At 44.4% G+C, this 15267-nt stretch carries 17 protein-coding genes; 13 read left to right on the top strand and 4 right to left on the bottom strand.

The window, feature by feature from the left end; translation table 11 throughout:
• Nucleotides 1-53 precede the first annotated feature (53 nt).
• Nucleotides 54-1784: a hypothetical protein gene (locus ACINK7_RS10845; RefSeq protein ID WP_404361361.1), complete on the top strand. Its 1731-nt coding sequence runs from the start codon at nucleotides 54-56 to the stop codon at nucleotides 1782-1784.
• On the opposite strand, the gene ACINK7_RS10840 is transcribed toward ACINK7_RS10845, so the two are convergent.
• The 3 genes from ACINK7_RS10840 to ACINK7_RS10830 form a co-directional block, all read right to left on the bottom strand.
• The gene (locus ACINK7_RS10840) at nucleotides 1781-2707 is read right to left on the bottom strand and encodes an ExeA family protein (RefSeq protein ID WP_404361360.1); all 927 of its coding nucleotides are present in this window, start codon (nucleotides 2705-2707) and stop codon (nucleotides 1781-1783) included. The two genes, ACINK7_RS10845 and ACINK7_RS10840, sit on opposite strands and share 4 nt — an antisense overlap.
• Before the next feature lie 1127 nt (nucleotides 2708-3834).
• The gene (locus ACINK7_RS10835) at nucleotides 3835-4497 is read right to left on the bottom strand and encodes a zf-TFIIB domain-containing protein (RefSeq protein WP_404361359.1); all 663 of its coding nucleotides are present in this window, start codon (nucleotides 4495-4497) and stop codon (nucleotides 3835-3837) included.
• A gap of 5 nt (nucleotides 4498-4502) precedes the next feature.
• On the bottom strand, nucleotides 4503-5510 hold the full coding sequence (locus ACINK7_RS10830) for an SPFH domain-containing protein (protein WP_404361358.1): 1008 nt from the start codon (nucleotides 5508-5510) through the stop codon (nucleotides 4503-4505).
• Between the two features lie 88 nt (nucleotides 5511-5598).
• Here ACINK7_RS10830 and ACINK7_RS10825 point away from each other — a divergent pair, with 88 nt between their 5' ends.
• From ACINK7_RS10825 to ACINK7_RS10790, 8 genes are all read left to right on the top strand, one after another.
• A complete protein-coding gene (locus ACINK7_RS10825; RefSeq protein ID WP_404361357.1) occupies nucleotides 5599-5778 on the top strand; it encodes a hypothetical protein in 180 nt (59 codons plus the stop codon).
• Nucleotides 5779-5859: 81 nt separating this feature from the next.
• Nucleotides 5860-6420, top strand: a complete 561-nt coding sequence (locus tag ACINK7_RS10820; protein ID WP_404361356.1) for a gamma carbonic anhydrase family protein — start codon at nucleotides 5860-5862, stop codon at nucleotides 6418-6420.
• Nucleotides 6421-6428: 8 nt separating this feature from the next.
• Entirely contained in the window at nucleotides 6429-7637 is a 1209-nt protein-coding gene (gene dusA / locus ACINK7_RS10815) for a tRNA dihydrouridine(20/20a) synthase DusA (RefSeq protein WP_404361355.1), read from the top strand.
• A gap of 39 nt (nucleotides 7638-7676) precedes the next feature.
• Nucleotides 7677-8219, top strand: coding sequence for a GTP cyclohydrolase I FolE (gene folE / locus ACINK7_RS10810; RefSeq protein ID WP_404361354.1), 543 nt, complete (start codon nucleotides 7677-7679; stop codon nucleotides 8217-8219).
• A 45-nt stretch (nucleotides 8220-8264) separates the two neighbouring features.
• On the top strand, nucleotides 8265-8456 hold the full coding sequence (locus ACINK7_RS10805; RefSeq protein ID WP_404361353.1) for a hypothetical protein: 192 nt from the start codon (nucleotides 8265-8267) through the stop codon (nucleotides 8454-8456).
• On the top strand, nucleotides 8453-10066 hold the full coding sequence (locus ACINK7_RS10800) for a DNA mismatch repair protein MutS (protein WP_404361352.1): 1614 nt from the start codon (nucleotides 8453-8455) through the stop codon (nucleotides 10064-10066). Before ACINK7_RS10805 ends, ACINK7_RS10800 begins: the two co-directional genes overlap by 4 nt.
• A gap of 294 nt (nucleotides 10067-10360) precedes the next feature.
• A complete protein-coding gene (locus ACINK7_RS10795) occupies nucleotides 10361-10933 on the top strand; it encodes a transglycosylase SLT domain-containing protein (protein ID WP_404361351.1) in 573 nt (190 codons plus the stop codon).
• A gap of 13 nt (nucleotides 10934-10946) precedes the next feature.
• Nucleotides 10947-11801, top strand: a complete 855-nt coding sequence (locus tag ACINK7_RS10790) for an HDOD domain-containing protein (RefSeq protein WP_404361350.1) — start codon at nucleotides 10947-10949, stop codon at nucleotides 11799-11801.
• A 26-nt stretch (nucleotides 11802-11827) separates the two neighbouring features.
• On the opposite strand, the gene ACINK7_RS10785 is transcribed toward ACINK7_RS10790, so the two are convergent.
• Nucleotides 11828-12412 carry a Maf family protein gene (locus ACINK7_RS10785; protein WP_404361349.1) on the bottom strand — a complete coding sequence of 195 codons (585 nt, stop codon included), beginning with the start codon at nucleotides 12410-12412 and terminating at the stop codon, nucleotides 11828-11830.
• Between the two features lie 60 nt (nucleotides 12413-12472).
• On the opposite strand from ACINK7_RS10785, the gene ACINK7_RS10780 reads away from it, so the two are divergent.
• The 4 genes from ACINK7_RS10780 (at nucleotide 12473) to ACINK7_RS10765 (ending at nucleotide 15266) form a co-directional block, all read left to right on the top strand.
• A complete protein-coding gene (locus tag ACINK7_RS10780) occupies nucleotides 12473-12997 on the top strand; it encodes a YceD family protein (RefSeq protein WP_404361348.1) in 525 nt (174 codons plus the stop codon).
• Complete coding sequence (gene rpmF / locus ACINK7_RS10775; RefSeq protein ID WP_083877628.1) at nucleotides 12997-13179, top strand: 50S ribosomal protein L32; 183 nt, start codon at nucleotides 12997-12999, stop codon at nucleotides 13177-13179. The genes ACINK7_RS10780 and rpmF overlap by 1 nt, the downstream gene beginning before the upstream one ends.
• A 93-nt stretch (nucleotides 13180-13272) precedes the next feature.
• Entirely contained in the window at nucleotides 13273-14301 is a 1029-nt protein-coding gene (gene plsX, locus ACINK7_RS10770) for a phosphate acyltransferase PlsX (protein ID WP_404361347.1), read from the top strand.
• Nucleotides 14298-15266 (top strand): beta-ketoacyl-ACP synthase III, encoded by a 969-nt coding sequence (locus ACINK7_RS10765; protein ID WP_404361346.1) that lies wholly within the window; start codon nucleotides 14298-14300, stop codon nucleotides 15264-15266. Before plsX ends, ACINK7_RS10765 begins: the two co-directional genes overlap by 4 nt.
• The last annotated feature ends 1 nt before the right edge of the window (nucleotide 15267 follow it).

Raw genomic sequence — 15267 nt, 5'->3', positions numbered from 1 at the left:
GTATAGCAGAAACTGCGTTCGCTTAATGACACTTACTGATGATTAAGGACAAAATGAATAAACTTAAATTCAGAATGCAACCCAACTTAACAAACGAAGCAATGCCATTTGCTCCTGATGAACAATCTTTTGCAAAATGGCTGGATTTACTGTCTTCTAAAAATGGTTACGAGATTTGTCGTGAACTGGCTTCGGCTTTTCATGTTATGAATAGCATGGATATCAGTCCTCGATTTCGCTTTATATGTCTGTATCAAGCAATGCCGCTGGTTAATGAAGTTGCCGAGAAGCTTGAAAGCGTATATTTGGATAGCGGCTTTCCCTTATCTGAAGAAGAAACTTCGAATGTCGAAATTTTAGTTTGGGTTTACACACAATTGACGATGAATTTTTCGGATTTGAGTCATCAGCTCGAATCGATAGATTCCAATTGGAGCAAGCAGGAACAAGCGCAAATATTATTTTCGGCAATGTATGCCGCGAGTCAAGTTTTACTGCATATAAGCCAAGTCTATGCTAGCGTTCAGAAAGGCTTTTGGTTAAATTGTTACCGTAATTACATAAGGGCGGAAACCCTTGGGCTTTTAAATATTCCGGTAAATATGAGTCATGTAAAGCATACAACGATCGCTAGCATCTTCAAGCAAATGCTGATTTTTTCATGCTGTGATACCGATTGTTTTAGAGTTAGTGAAATGAATACGCTTTTCAATCTGTTAGAAGAATGTGTTGAAACTATCAGCTTAACTAACGCTATTGAGCTTGAGGCGATACAGGGTGTTTTTCAGCTTAATTTGGATGTCGATGAAGCGCCGACCAAATGCTTGCAATTCCAGGCCGAACCACAAAATAATACCCGTTATATCGCCACACTGCCGGTCGTTAATAATCTCATTACTGCCGCTCAAAAAAGAAAAGATAAAAAATCGAATTATCGCTTTATCGACAAGGACTTGCTTTTCAGAGTAGCGGAAGTATTGACCAAAAAGCGTACCCGAAAATACACTCGAATCGTATCGACAGAAAATGCTAGAGGCTATATCGGTTTTAAGTCGATCGTCAGTATGCTCGCAAAAATACAGGGGGTCGACAATGAAACGATTAAGGTAAAGTTTGAGCATGACCCCAGAATTGCCGGAAGTTGGCAAGTACCGGATTTAGACTTAGTTCCGGAAGGCGATGAAATTGCCTATAACCTAAACCAGAAAAAATCCGGGCATTTGGCTATCGATCCGAAAGCAGCCAAAATCCATAAACTCGGCGCACTGGCTTCAAGCGGTAATAAAATTTGGTCGCAACCTGAACCGATTGAGCTGCTCAATAAAATTCCATTCGGCGATTTTTTGATCTTGAATAGCAGTATTAAGGGCTATGCCTTGATTTGGAATTCGGAAGACCAAAGAATCAAAGTTGGCGAGCTGTTCGCAGTTCAACAACCAGAATTTAATGAATTGGAAATCGGTCAGATCAGAAGAATCAGTCGACTTGAAGACGAGGATTTGATTCTGGGTATTGAACTGATGGGAATGCGTTCTGAATTGGTTTGGATCATTTTACTTGATATTAATAAGCAACAAGGACAGATGGCGATTTATATTCCTGCCGATTCGATTTTACATCAGCCGGAGAGTATTGTTTTAGATACGCATTGCTTAAAACCGGGGCAGACGATTGAGGTTCATCGCGAAAAACATAGAACGCTGTATCGTACCGGAAAAATTTTGCATGTCACAGCCGCGTTACAGCATATTGAATTAGTGGCTATTAATGAGGGTTGTAATTAATGGCATTTTGAAATATCGACTCCGGTTTTTTCGAGAATTGCCCGGCGTAATTTTTCTGCTTCCGCTACTTTCTGCATTAAGTCTGGCTCTGGGCAATGCTTTCCTCTGAAGCGCTTAATTCCGCCCGTTTTTCTTTCGTTGATAACCTCGACAATCGTTTTCCAGCCAATCTCCTTCGTATCGTTGGCGAATGCAAAAACCATTGCTAAGTCGCATATGTTGTTGATTAGACGAGGGACGCCTGCGCTGTAATAAAAAATGGCTGCGCAAGCCGATTGGTTAAATATTTTGGTTTGGCTGCCGGCGGTTTGCAAGCGATGGTCGATGTAAAGCTCGGTTTCTTCAAAATTAAGGGGAGTCAAGTGGTATTCGATCGAAATACGCTGAGCGAACTGAATCAACTGCGGTTCGTTCAATTTATCTACGAGCTCAGGTTGACCGATCAAAATTAACTGGAGCATGATCTCTTGCTGGACATTAATATTAGAGAGTAGCCTGAGTTCTTCCAGCGTTTCAATTTCCATGTTTTGAGCTTCGTCGACAATGAGTACTACGCGCCGCTTTTTGCGGGCTTGTTCACTAATGAATTTGACGAATAATTGGTAGCGCTCTGCCTTGGACTTCGTGTCATGGCTGATGTTGAACGCACCTAGTACCCAAGTCAACAAATCACCGAAAGCACTATGAGTATTGGTGATAACGCCGACGGTGCACTGATCCTTGATTTTATTTAACATACTTCGAATCAGTGTGGTTTTACCAGAGCCAATTTCGCCGGTTATCACAGTAAAGCCGGCGTGACTCATCAAGCCGTACTGCAAGGTGCTTAAAGCTTTTCGATGCTTCGAACTTAGGTATAAGAATTCCGGGTCGGGAATCAATGAAAATGGCTTTTTTTTAAGACCAAAGAATTTTGTGTACATTTAGATTTCTCATTCAAGCTGAATTGATTGCGGTATTAGATTCAGCAAAACTTAAATAACGGTTAAAAAATATAGAATACTTCAATAACAGTTGCATTTTGCTGGTTTCCCGTCAATGTATGAGTGTCGTCATGTACTTAGCGTCATTTAATGGATAAGAAATTTTTTGTCATTCAAAGATCTTTGAAAATAAGTTTAAAAATTGAGCTGCCCATTATAACTGAAATAAGCATCCGAAGTAGTTTCGTTAAAGTTGTACCAGCAATTCCCAATTTGGGGATCAAACAGGGTGCGGAGTGTGCTTGGCGAGGATGTCGGCAGCAGGGGCAAATTTTGCTCCTCGGCAATTGTTCCTGCATTGCCCTAATACACGCCATCCCTAGCGTTTAGCCGCCGCCAAGCCCCCATGGATGGAATTACGGCGTTCCTCGACAGGCATACCCCGCACCCTGAGCACGAAGAAATTTCTCAAACTGGGAATTGCTGAAGTTGTAAGGGTTTGCCGAGCCTTCATATTAGCAGAGGAATTGTTGATATCTACTCCTGTCAGCCTGAAAAGTCGTGAAGGTGGAGGATGTGTCTGCCCAGGACCGTAGTAAATCCATGAAGGTTTAGCGTCAACCTGATTGGTATGGAAGGAGTGAATCAACCCAGCGCCTTTTAAATTATTAGACGTTTTTTCGTTCAAATCTAATGAGTAGCTACACTCTTTGATTGAAAAACCGTGTAAAAATAAAAGTTATGGGGTGTGTTTATCGAGGACCGCCGTTCACCCAGCACCTAAATATTCAAGACAATTAACCATGGCCAATGAACTATGGATTTCGTAATAAATAACGTCCTGGAACTATGATCCTTGTTGAGGGTTCGGTCACTCGCTTGGCAGGACGCCGTGAATACGTCCGTGTAGGCTTGACGGCGGCGGCTGATTGCCAAGGACGGCATGAATGCAGATTTTGCAGGAGCAAAAATCTGCCCTGCCACCAACACCTGTCAATCGAGCAACCGAGCCCCCCTAAAATAGGGAAGTTATTTACGGCCAAAACCCATGGTATTTAAGTGCTGGCTGAACGGCATCCTTTGACGGGCACTCCGGTGCCGAATTTTGATCTTCGATGGGTATGCGATCAATTAAAAAGTTTGGCAATTAACGAAGATAGCGTGTCCAGCAAAACGGGTTCGCTCATTGCGTTTTCGGAAGTAGGTCTAGGTATTGAAGGAGATTTAACATATTGCTTTCTTTGGTTTTTATGGCGAATTTTTTGTTCATGTAGTAGTAATCCGCCCGCTTTTTTCCATTCCATCAAGTGCGTAATTTCCCCATTATCGAGCCATATTCCGTGTGCATTACATCGGTCAATGACAACGCCGCTTCGATGACCGTAATTAATGCGACGCATGAAGGCATCGCATACAGGACATCTGATGTATTTAACTTTTTTGCTGTGTGCTTGATAACGCTCGACACTGATATTATGAAGCAATTGTTGATTGATACTGAAAACATTAGAAACCGAACTTTTCAATAATCGTTCAATCTCACCGGGGTCGAAAAACAAGCCGAAACAGTGTTCGCAGCGTTCTATCATGAATTCGCCGAGGCCATCATCGAGGTCTAAGCCAACCGTGTGTAAAGACTCGGCGCAGTGCGGACATTTTCGTTCCGATTCATGATCAATGGTGACAAAATGATGCTTTCCATGCAAGTCGACGTCATTTCGCGTACCGCAATAGCGGCACAGGTTGGTGTTGGCGAGCAGCGGCGCAGAGCAGCTATGACAGCGTTTCATAGGACTTAAAAACGATCGAGAATTTCTTTTCTTTTATCGGCGTATTCTTGCTCGGAAATCAAGCCGGAATCATGCATCTGTTTTAATTGCGCTAACTTTTGTACCGCTTCCGAAGTACCTTGCGGTTGGCTGGTTTGAACCGGTGTAGCGGTTTGCGCCATGGACTGCCCGAAGCCTAGGCCCGCCCCCATGGCCATGCCGAGTCCTGCCGCGCCGCTTTCGTTTCTGGCTGCATCGCGCATCGCTTCTAGTTGTTGCAGTTGCGTATAATCGATACCTGCGATTTGCGCGGCATGCGTTTCGGCCGTTAAGTCGGCAATCCGTTTGATGCGTGTTTGCGTATCGTCGTCGAAATCGGTGCCTTCGATGCGAAAATCGGTGATTTCAAAGCCGAGTTTTTGAAAGGCGGTCGATAATTTGATGTGCATGCCGTACGCGATTTCTTCGCGATTCGCATCGATGTCGGCGTAACTAAAACAGCTTTCGGCAAGATAATCGGCTAAAGGATGCATGATTCGCGCGGCCATAACCTCGCGAAACTCGTTGATGTAAAAATTGTTATGATTGCCGACGACGTTATTGAAAAAATCCTCGGCATCGAAAATTCGATAACTGAAGTTGCCGTAGGCTTTCAGTCCTACCGGAAAATGATATTTCGGATCTTCATATTTGATGGGTGATGTGGTTCCCCATTTTTGATCGAGAACTTTAGTTTTTCTGAAAAAATAGATCGCGGCTTTATGTTCGCTGACAAAAAACTGCATGAATTTTTTAATCGTCGTCCAAAACGGAATATTCGCGGTGTTGAGTTCGACTAGGCAAGGTTCTTGAATGACCGCTTTGACTTTACCTTCGTAAACAAAAATGCAGCCTTGTCCGGGGCCGACTATTAACTTGGAAGCATTTTTGATTTCATCGCCGTTGTCTGTCCATTGTTCGAGCAGCGCTTCCGGATGCGGGTTATTCCATTGGATGACGGAGCGAAGCTGCCGTTTTATACCGTTAAAAATCACAGCGGGTACCTCAATATTTCAGTCTGTTTAGCATCAATTTAAACATTCGAATATCTCGAATCCTATTAGGAAAGATATAATAACGTTCATGAAGGCCTGGCCATCGCCCCGGCAAATGAAAGTGCGAGCTTTGGAGGGTGCGGTCACTCGCCCGACAGGACGCCGTGAATACGTCCGTGTAGGCTCGGCGGCGGCTTTCCCTGCCGCCGACGCCTGTCGATCGAGCAACCGCACCCTGCTCGGAGCCGGCATCGTACTTTCACAGTAAAAATTTCTAAGCCGATTGACGACGATAACACGCCACTTTAAAGTCAATTCAACCAAATTATAGTAAACATCCGGAGGTTATGTGTCGATTAGAAAGTTTAACGAAAAGCAACCTATTTTAGGCCGCTCGGTTTTGATTGACGAAAGCGCTGTCGTCATTGGCGATGTTGAATTGGGCGACGACGTGTCGGTTTGGCCTTCAACCGTTATTCGAGGCGATGTAGAGTCGATACGTATCGGCGATGGTACTAATGTCCAAGACGGGTCGGTCTTGCATGTTTCACATGCCGGCCCGTTTTCGCCTCAAGGTCATCCTTTAACGATCGGTAGAGGCGTTACGATAGGTCATAATGCGGTGGTTCATGCTTGTACCATCGGCGATTATTGTTTAATCGGCATCGGGGCAATCATTTTGGATGGGGCGGTTTTAGAAAATTACGTCATGCTCGGTGCCGGTGCGTTGGTGCCGCCTGGCAAAAAGCTCGAAAGCGGATTTCTTTATATCGGCAGTCCCGCCAAGCAGGTTCGTCCATTGACGGATCGCGAAAAAGAATTTTTGGAATATTCGTATCAGCATTATATTCAATTGAAAAATGAGCACTTGCAACAAAATACGGTACAACCAGCCCAGCACAGTTGCTAAATGCAATCATGACTCAATCTAACGTTTATAAAGATCTTGAAATTACCCATGCAATTGAAAGGGAGGTCTCTCGCCCGACAGGACGCAGTGAATCCGTCCCTGTAAGCTTGACGGCGGCAGTCTCTTCCGCCGACATCTGTCAGTCGAGCAACCGCCCCCCTCTTCAGGTCGGGGGCTTTCACAGTAACTTTCAAACCTCGAAAGACGCCTCTGTCATCACATCAATGTCCGATTTAGCATCGCCGGAAATCATAACGCCAAGAAGGTTCTGCGTTGCCCCGATGCTCGATTGGACGGACCGGCATTGCCGGTATTTTTATCGGTTGATGTCAAAACACGCTTATTTATATTCCGAAATGATTACGACCGGTGCCTTATTGCATGGCGACAGGGATCGGTTTTTACAATACCACCCAGACGAAAATCCATTGGCATGTCAATTGGGCGGCAGTAACCCACAGGATCTGGCGGCATGCGCTAAAATGGTCGAAGATTACGGCTATCACGAAGTTAACCTGAATGTCGGCTGTCCTAGCGACCGTGTACAAAATGGACGATTTGGCGCATGTTTGATGGAGACTCCGGAATTAGTTGCCGAATGCTTATCGGCAATGAATCGGGCCGTGTCGATTCCGGTGACCGTCAAATGTCGGATCGGTATCGACGACCAAGATTCCTACGAAGCGTTACATCGTTTTATTACTCTGGTCTCCGAAGCCGGGTGCCGGGTGTTTATCATTCATGCCAGAAAAGCCTGGTTGAGCGGACTGTCTCCAAAGGAAAATCGGGAAATTCCGCCGCTACGCTACGATGTGGTATATCGAATTAAAAGGGATTTTCCAGAATTGGAAATTATTTTGAATGGCGGCGTCCATTCATTGGATCAAGCGCTTATCATTAATGATGAGGTCGATGGCGTCATGGTCGGAAGAGAGGTTTATCAGAATCCTTATTTATTAGCCGGCGTCGATGAACTGTTTTACCGGGACTTTCATGCAATTAAGAGTCGTGAAGAAATAGTAGAAGTTTTACTTCCTTATATTGGTGAACAATTAAAACAAGGTGTGCGATTGTATTCGATAGCACGACACCTGCTTGGACTTTTTCACGGAGTTCCCGGCGCCAGGTCTTGGCGGAGGCATATTAGCGAAAACGGGACGAAACTGGGGGCCGATCAAAATACGCTACTCAAGGCATTAGATTTAATATCCCGATAAGGTATACTGGCCTGCTTTTTTAATTATCGAGAACGAACGATGGAAGAGTATTTTTCCAAAATTATCGAAGCAGTCGGCGAAGATGTAACCCGGGAAGGTTTGGTCGATACGCCTAAGCGGGCATCGGATGCATTCAGGTTTTTGAATAACGGTTATGAAAAATCTTTGGACGATGTGTTAAATAACGCTATATTTGAGGCCGATACTGAAGACATGGTCATCGTTAAGGATATCGAGCTTTATTCGTTATGCGAACATCACCTATTACCCTTCATTGGCAAATGCCATGTCGGTTATCTACCTCAAGGTAAGGTGCTGGGTCTTTCGAAGGTTGCGCGAATTATCGATATGTATGCTAGACGCTTACAGATCCAGGAAAAATTGACTAAACAGATTGCCGATGCTATCGAGAAATCCATCAATGCCAGAGGTGTTGCGGTGGTCATAGAAGCAAAACATCTATGCATGATGATGCGCGGTGTCGAAAAACAAAATTCGGTGATGACGACGTCAGTGATGACGGGAATTTTTAGGGAAGAAATTAGTACCCGCTCGGAGTTTTTGAATTTGATCAATCGTTAATGTTTGCCAATAAAGGTAGGCATTGAATCCTCGTAAGGTTTTGCGATGAAAGACTACGATAGAAATTGCGCGGTTTGTAGGCTGATGCGCAGTTTAGCGTTTAGCGGGCTCGGCATGGGTATCGGCGGTGGAATCGCTTATCTGTTCGGAGCGTCAAGAGAAACCATCATGATGGTCGGAATTGTGACTGCGGCCATTTTTGTGTTTGGAATTATCGATAGAAAGAAGAAACCATGAAGTCGACAATATTACAAACTTGGCCTGAAAATTGGCCGGATATACGATCAAGCCGATTTGCCGAGGGCGAACAGGGCGTAATCGACGCAGGCGCTTTCAACGCGATTGAAGTCGATGAAATCTTCGATACTTTAAATCACGCTCAAACTATCGCCGGACAATCGGTTTTGTATCGCTCGCTCGCCAAACCGCTCGACTCGATCGAAGCCATCAAAGCGAAGCAACAAGCGACCGAAGCCATTGCTGATGACGCCGAATTGAGGCAACAGCTTCAAGGCATTGTTGAACAAGCCTCGAGTAATGAAAAGAATCTTTATTTGTTGTTATACGGAGAGTTTTTGGGCTCTTTCGGAACAGCGCGTGAAGAAAATGAAATCGAAGGTTTCGGCTATCTTCAATACAAACGTGGCACCCGGTTCATGTTGGACCTAGTTGGTCAAGTCAAGACCGTGCCTGAAACGCAAAGCACCTATCTGAATGAGGTGTTGGGGCAGATTAAAAACTTTACCGATAGCCGAGCTTATTCGTTGATGAAAGGCCCGGTATTTATCAGCGAACAAGGCATACAGAGCAAACCAGAACGAAAAGGATCGTGGATTCCAGCGATTATTTTTAAGCCTAATCTCTTTAAACCCTTATTAATTGCTCTTTTTTTTGGGGTGCTTTGGGCGCTTGCGAACTTCTTTCCTACCAACTTGTTTAGTATTTCGAAGGAATCGATACCGGTGGCATCGATTTTCTTTGTGCCGCTACTATTAATTTATTTTCCTATAGTTGGCGGTTTTGATCGGGACAGTTGTATTATTCCGTTACGCAATGAGTTTAAAATTTCGCAAGCGGTTGGCGAAACCTTAGATGCGCTTGGCCAATTAGATGAATTGCTTGCTTTTATAAGGTTCCGAGAAAGCTTTGGTGGGGATCTTGCTCTGCCGCATTTTATTGAGGCTGATCATCATCGTATCAATCTGGTTAATGCGCGCAATCCTGTTCTTGCTTACCAGAATCCGGAGTATGTCGGTAACGATTTTCAATTGGATGATGATAAGCTGGTTTTAGTTACGGGCCCCAACAGCGGTGGTAAAACAGCATTTTGTAAAACGGTCACGCAAATTCAACTATTAGGGCAAATCGGCTGCTATGTACCGGTCAAATCAGCGACTCTAACCGTTGCCGATAAGATTTTCTATCAAGTACCTGAAATAAGTCATTTGGATGATGGAGAAGGGCGATTCGGTACCGAGCTAAAAAGAACCCGGGATATCTTTTTGGCTACGACGGCTAAAAGCCTCGTTGTGCTCGATGAGCTATCCGAAGGCACGACCTTCGAAGAAAAGCTCGAGTCGTCTTCAAATGTGCTTGACGGTTTTTACCGAAAAGGCAATAGCACTATTTTAATCACACATAACCATCAATTAGTCGATAATTTTGTCGCGAAGGGCATCGGCTTGCCGAAACAAGTCGAATTTGCCGGCGGTGCACCCACTTATACGTTGATAGAGGGTATATCCAGAGTCAGCCATGCCGACCGGGTAGCCAAGAAGATCGGGTTTTCCAAGGAAGATATCGACAAATATTTGGCTGATTCAAAAAGCAGTGCCGATAAAACATAAAGTGTTTATGAGTTGAACTATACTGATTGTGTGAAATGGTGCTTAGGATTTGGTCGAAAATAACTTCCCTATTTTATGGAGAGTTCGGTAGCTCGATTGGCAGGTGTCGGCGGCAGGAAAAGCAGCCGTCAAGCCTACATGGAGGTATTCAAGGCGTCCTGTCAAGCGAGTTACCGAGCCCTCAACAAAGCTCATAGTTCCAGGATGTTATTTATCACGAAATCCTTAGGTTTATGACAATTGTTACGCATACTTTGGACTGATCGTTCGAAATATAAAAATTGGGAACAAGTCATGCGAAAAAAGATTTTTTTCTATGTAGCCTTTTTTTTGTTCTCCGAGGTTTTGTCGGCCGATATTTATAAGTATGTTTCGCCCGACGGAAAAGTTTATTATACCGATCGGCCTTCTCATCGATTTTATAAGCGAATCATCCGCACCCGTCCTTCGAGTTACAATTGGGCTGTGGGACGAATGAAAAGTAATAAGCAGAAATATAACGATATCATTGCGAAAGCGGCCTCGAAACATCAGGTCGATGAAAAGTTATTGCATGCCGTTATTCAAGCAGAGTCCGCTTACCATGCCCAAGCAATTTCCTCGGCGGGAGCGGTAGGGTTAATGCAATTGATGCCCGGTACCGCCAAGCGCTACGGCGTTCGAGATCGTACCGATCCGGTGCAAAATATCAATGGCGGTACACGCTATTTGAAGGATTTGCTAAAGATGTTCAATTCAAATTTAACATTGGCCGTTGCAGCCTATAATGCTGGCGAAGGCGCGGTAAAAAAATATAATAATTCCATTCCTCCTTATCCTGAAACCCGTAATTATGTTAAACAGGTTTTAGCGCTTTATCACAAGTAAGGCGGGCTCAACGGTGACAAAGAGTTTGACTGCAAAATCCTTAATTGAAGACTCCGTCAAGCTCTATTCGTTGCCCGATATCTATTTTCAAATCAGGGAAATGGTTCGAGATCCTCGCTATACCGCTATCGATATCGGTAGGGTCATAACGAAAGATCCGGCTTTAAGTATGCGTTTATTGAAAATCGTCAATAGTTCATTTTACGGTTTTCAAGCAAAAATCGATACGATTTCTAGAGCCGTTACCATTATCGGAATAGAGGAATTACAGAGCTTAGCGTTAGCGACTTCAGTTGTCGATACTTTCGACAATATTCCCGACGACCTAATTAACATGACCGACTTTTGGATACAAAGTATTCATTGCGCAGTCATTGCTAAATTACTAGCTAAGAAGGCGGCAGTTTTGCATTGCGAACGATTATTTTTGACCGGTTTGCTGCACGACATCGGGGCATTAGTCATCTATACCAAGTTGCCCGATCAATCTCGGCAAATACTGAAGAACAATTTCCAAAACAAGCGCCAACTGGCCAATTTAGAGCGGCAAGTCTTGGGCTTTACTCGTGCCGATGTGGGAGGTGAGTTGGCAGAATCATGGAAACTCCCGGAATCGATATCGGAAGCGATACGTTACCAAATGCACCCTGAAAGGGCGTTGATCCATAAATTGGATGCCCATTTGCTTTATTTGGCGATAAATTTGAATGAAAGTAAAACGCGTGATGAGTTTTTGTCGACCTTATCGTCATCAACCTTATCTATTCTTCGTCTCAATGAAGCTAAAATAAAACAAGTGATGGCGGCGGCGGTTGATGAGGCTAATGCCACATTCGATATATTGGCTCCGGGCAAGCAGTTCCATTGAGCCTTTTCAAGGCCTTGACGAATTATTTAAATCACCTTGAAGCCGAACTTTTCCAGTAAGCTAATTAATTTAATTAAAGGCAGCCCAATCAGAGCATTAGGATCGTCTCCTTCAATTTTGTTCAATAAAGCGATACCCATTCCTTCTGATTTGAATCCTCCCGCGCAATTAAACGGTTTTTCCAAATCGACATAACGCTCGATGGTGGTGTTCGTTAGTTTTTTGAAATAAACATGGCATTCATCGATGGCGCTAATCACTTCACCTGTTAAGGTGTTTGCAACCGCTACTCCGGTGTAAAATGTCATGCATTGATCTGAGGCGGCCAATAGTTGTTCAATGGTGGCTTTTCTATTGCCAGGCTTACTAAGCCGGCAGCCCTTGAGAACCGGGACTTGGTCGGAACCGATAATTAAACTGCCTGGAAATTTTCCGATTAATTCACTGGCTTTGGCTTGGCTAAGCCGGAGAGCGGTTTGCCTTGGAGACTCATCGGGTAGCGGTGTTTCATCAAGCTCCGGCGAGTCACAAATAAATTCCAAATGCAATTTCCGTAACAAAAATTGTCGATATTCGGAAGATGAAGCGAGAACCAGGTGTTTGAATTCCATTTTAGTAAAGTTAGATTGCGGTTTGACGAAGGCCTCTATTAGAGCTATTATTGCCCGGTTATGTTGGATCGATTACCCGAACTTATAGACCCTCTGAGTTTTGCTGATAAGCATAGCGAACTCTCGGGACAAATAAAACTAAAAAGCCTAAGTCGTTTAGCGCCTTTGCTAAAAGATGACTCGGGCGTTGCTATTGTTGATCTTTTTTTTAGCAGACAAGGACGACTGGCAAGCATTGAAGGGAAAATTTCAGCGACTTTGACCGTGGCGTGTCAAAACTGTTTAAATGCAATGGATTGGCATATAGAAAACAACATTAAGCTCGGAATCGTCAGTTCACTGGATGAAGCGGATCGGTTACCGCAAGATTACGAGCCTTTGCTGGTCGGAGAAGGGAAAATCCCTCTCAAAGATATTGTTGAAGATGAGCTATTGCTCGCCCTACCTGATTTTCCGCGGCATTCGGAAGCCTGTCTTAAAGTCAAGGTTAGTCACGATCATCAAGACGACTTAAATACCGAACAATCGAATTCTAATAACCCTTTTTCAATTTTAGCCAAACTAAAGCATACTGGAGTGAAATAATGGCTGTACAAAAAAGTAAAGTAACCCGCTCAAGACGTGGACAACGTCGTTCTCATGATGCGTTAACCAGTAAAACCCTGTCTCAGGACCCATTGACTGGAGAAACTCACCTGCGTCATCACGTTAGCCCCGATGGTTTTTTCAAAGGCCGCCAAATCGTGAATACTAACGACGAAGACTAAGTTAAGTCGATTTCTTTTATACCAAGATGCTCAACCGGACCGGAATTTGTCCGACTCGGTTGAGCATCTTATTTTTTAGGGTCATTCGCAGGCGTGAGTTTAACAATTTCAATTGATGCGATGGGCGGGGACCACGGGCCCGCGGTAACTATTCCGGCGTCATTGGATTGCTTAAAGAACAATCCAAACTTAAAGCTGATCTTAGTAGGCGACGAAGTCGTGTTAAAAGATCATATGTCTCAGGCTTTGGTCGATTTTGCCGGCCGACTTTCGATACACCATGCATCGCAATGTGTAAGCATGGATGAGTCTCCTTCTAAAGCATTAAAAAATAAAAAAGATTCTTCGATGCGCGTCGCGATTAATCTAGTTAAGAGCGGCGAAGCGGATGCTTGTGTGAGCGCGGGTAATACCGGTGCTTTGATGGCAACCGCACGTTTTGTTTTAAAAATGATTCCAGGCATAGATCGACCGGCTATTATCTCGACAATACCTTCGATATTCGGTCACACTCATGTTTTGGATTTAGGCGGCAATGTCGATTGCACGGCAGAGCATCTTTTTCAATTCGCGGTAATGGGATCTGAATTGGTTAAAGCCGTTGAAAACATCGATAATCCGACCGTCGGTTTACTCAACATCGGCGAAGAGGAAGTCAAAGGTAATGAGCAAGTTAAAGCTGCCGCGAAACTGCTCGAAAACTCATCGTTAAATTATATTGGCTATGTGGAAGGGGATTCTTTGACGGCTGGAAACGTCAAGGTCGATTTGATTGTCGCCGACGGGTTTGTCGGCAATGTAGCTTTAAAATCCATCGAGGGTGCGGCTAAGATGATCGGCACCGTTTTGAAAGAAGCGTTCAATAAAAATATTTTTACGCGACTGTCGGGTTTGCTAATCTATCCGGTCATTCGATCCTTCAAGCAGAGAATAGACCCGAGAATGTATAATGGTGCCAGTTTTCTTGGCTTGAATGGTCTAGTGATCAAAAGCCATGGCGGTGCGGATGCTCTGGCGTTTAAAACGGCCGTGCAATTAGCGGAAATAGAAGTTTCCAAAGGCGTCATTAGAAAGATTGGCGAGCAGGTCGAAACCATTTTATCGAAAAGAGAGAGTTTATGACGCATTGCTCTAAAATAATTGGCACAGGCGGTTATTTGCCTAAGCAAATCCGAACAAACGACGATATTTCAAAAGTCGTCGATACCTCTGATGCTTGGATTTATGAGCGCACCGGCATTAAAAGTCGCCGTATCGCCGCTCCCGACGAGACGGCGTCAAGCATGGGAGAAATTGCCGCACGTCAAGCTATTGCGGCGGCAGGCATAGCTCCGGAGCAAATAGATATGATTATTGTCGCGACCGGAACACCGGATCGCATTTATCCGAGCACTGGCTGTTTATTGCAAGAGCGTTTGAATATCAAAAATTGTGTGGCATTCGATATTCAAGCCGCTTGTTCGGGAACCATCTATGCATTAAGTATTGCCGACCAATATATTAAGTCAGGCGCGGCCAAGACCATTTTGATTGTCGGCACCGAAATCTATTCTCGGATCATGGATTGGACCGATAGAAGTACCTGCATCCTCTTCGGCGATGGAGCAGGCGCCGTTTTATTGCAAGTTTCCGATAGTCCGGGCATCTTATCGACCCATATCCACTCGGACGGCGGATATGAAGAGTTACTCTATTTACCTAATCCGCAAGTCGCGGCAGAGTCTAATCGCGATGAACTCGGCTATGTCAATATGCGCGGTAACGAGGTATTCAAGATCGCTGTCAACACACTCGGCCAAATAGTCGATGAAACATTGGCGGCAAACAACATGGAACGCTCCGAAATCGACTGGCTGGTCCCCCATCAAGCCAACACGAGAATCATTGCTGCAACCGCTAAGAAGCTTAAAATGTCGATGGATAACGTTATATTGACATTGGAAACTCAAGGCAATACTTCATCGGCGTCCGTGTTGCTGGCGTTGAATGAAGGTATTAGAGACGGGAGAATTCAGCGCGGTCAAGTGCTCTTATTGGAGGCTTTCGGTGCTGGGTTTACTTGGGGCTCCGCTTTAATCAAATACTAGA

The organism is Methylotuvimicrobium sp. KM1 (assembly GCF_044788715.1).
Classification (GTDB): Bacteria; Pseudomonadota; Gammaproteobacteria; order Methylococcales; family Methylomonadaceae; genus Methylotuvimicrobium.
The sequence above is the reverse complement of the archived record's forward strand: the minus strand, read 5'-3'. Positions and strand labels throughout refer to the sequence as shown.

Excerpts from the sequence above, each read along its gene's own strand:
- ACINK7_RS10800 (WP_404361352.1), top strand. The coding sequence starts at position 8,453 with ATGAAGTCGACAATATTACAAACTTGGCCTGAAAATTGGCCGGATATA.
- ACINK7_RS10845 (WP_404361361.1), top strand. The coding sequence starts at position 54 with ATGAATAAACTTAAATTCAGAATGCAACCCAACTTAACAAACGAAGCA.
- ACINK7_RS10825 (WP_404361357.1), top strand. The coding sequence starts at position 5,599 with ATGAAGGCCTGGCCATCGCCCCGGCAAATGAAAGTGCGAGCTTTGGAG.
- ACINK7_RS10840 (WP_404361360.1), bottom strand. The coding sequence starts at position 2,707 with ATGTACACAAAATTCTTTGGTCTTAAAAAAAAGCCATTTTCATTGATT.
- ACINK7_RS10765 (WP_404361346.1), top strand. The coding sequence starts at position 14,298 with ATGACGCATTGCTCTAAAATAATTGGCACAGGCGGTTATTTGCCTAAG.
- folE (WP_404361354.1), top strand. The coding sequence starts at position 7,677 with ATGGAAGAGTATTTTTCCAAAATTATCGAAGCAGTCGGCGAAGATGTA.
- ACINK7_RS10805 (WP_404361353.1), top strand. The coding sequence starts at position 8,265 with ATGAAAGACTACGATAGAAATTGCGCGGTTTGTAGGCTGATGCGCAGT.
- ACINK7_RS10785 (WP_404361349.1), bottom strand. The coding sequence starts at position 12,412 with ATGGAATTCAAACACCTGGTTCTCGCTTCATCTTCCGAATATCGACAA.
- rpmF (WP_083877628.1), top strand. The coding sequence starts at position 12,997 with ATGGCTGTACAAAAAAGTAAAGTAACCCGCTCAAGACGTGGACAACGT.
- ACINK7_RS10780 (WP_404361348.1), top strand. The coding sequence starts at position 12,473 with ATGTTGGATCGATTACCCGAACTTATAGACCCTCTGAGTTTTGCTGAT.
- dusA (WP_404361355.1), top strand. The coding sequence starts at position 6,429 with ATGACTCAATCTAACGTTTATAAAGATCTTGAAATTACCCATGCAATT.
- ACINK7_RS10835 (WP_404361359.1), bottom strand. The coding sequence starts at position 4,497 with ATGAAACGCTGTCATAGCTGCTCTGCGCCGCTGCTCGCCAACACCAAC.
- ACINK7_RS10795 (WP_404361351.1), top strand. The coding sequence starts at position 10,361 with ATGCGAAAAAAGATTTTTTTCTATGTAGCCTTTTTTTTGTTCTCCGAG.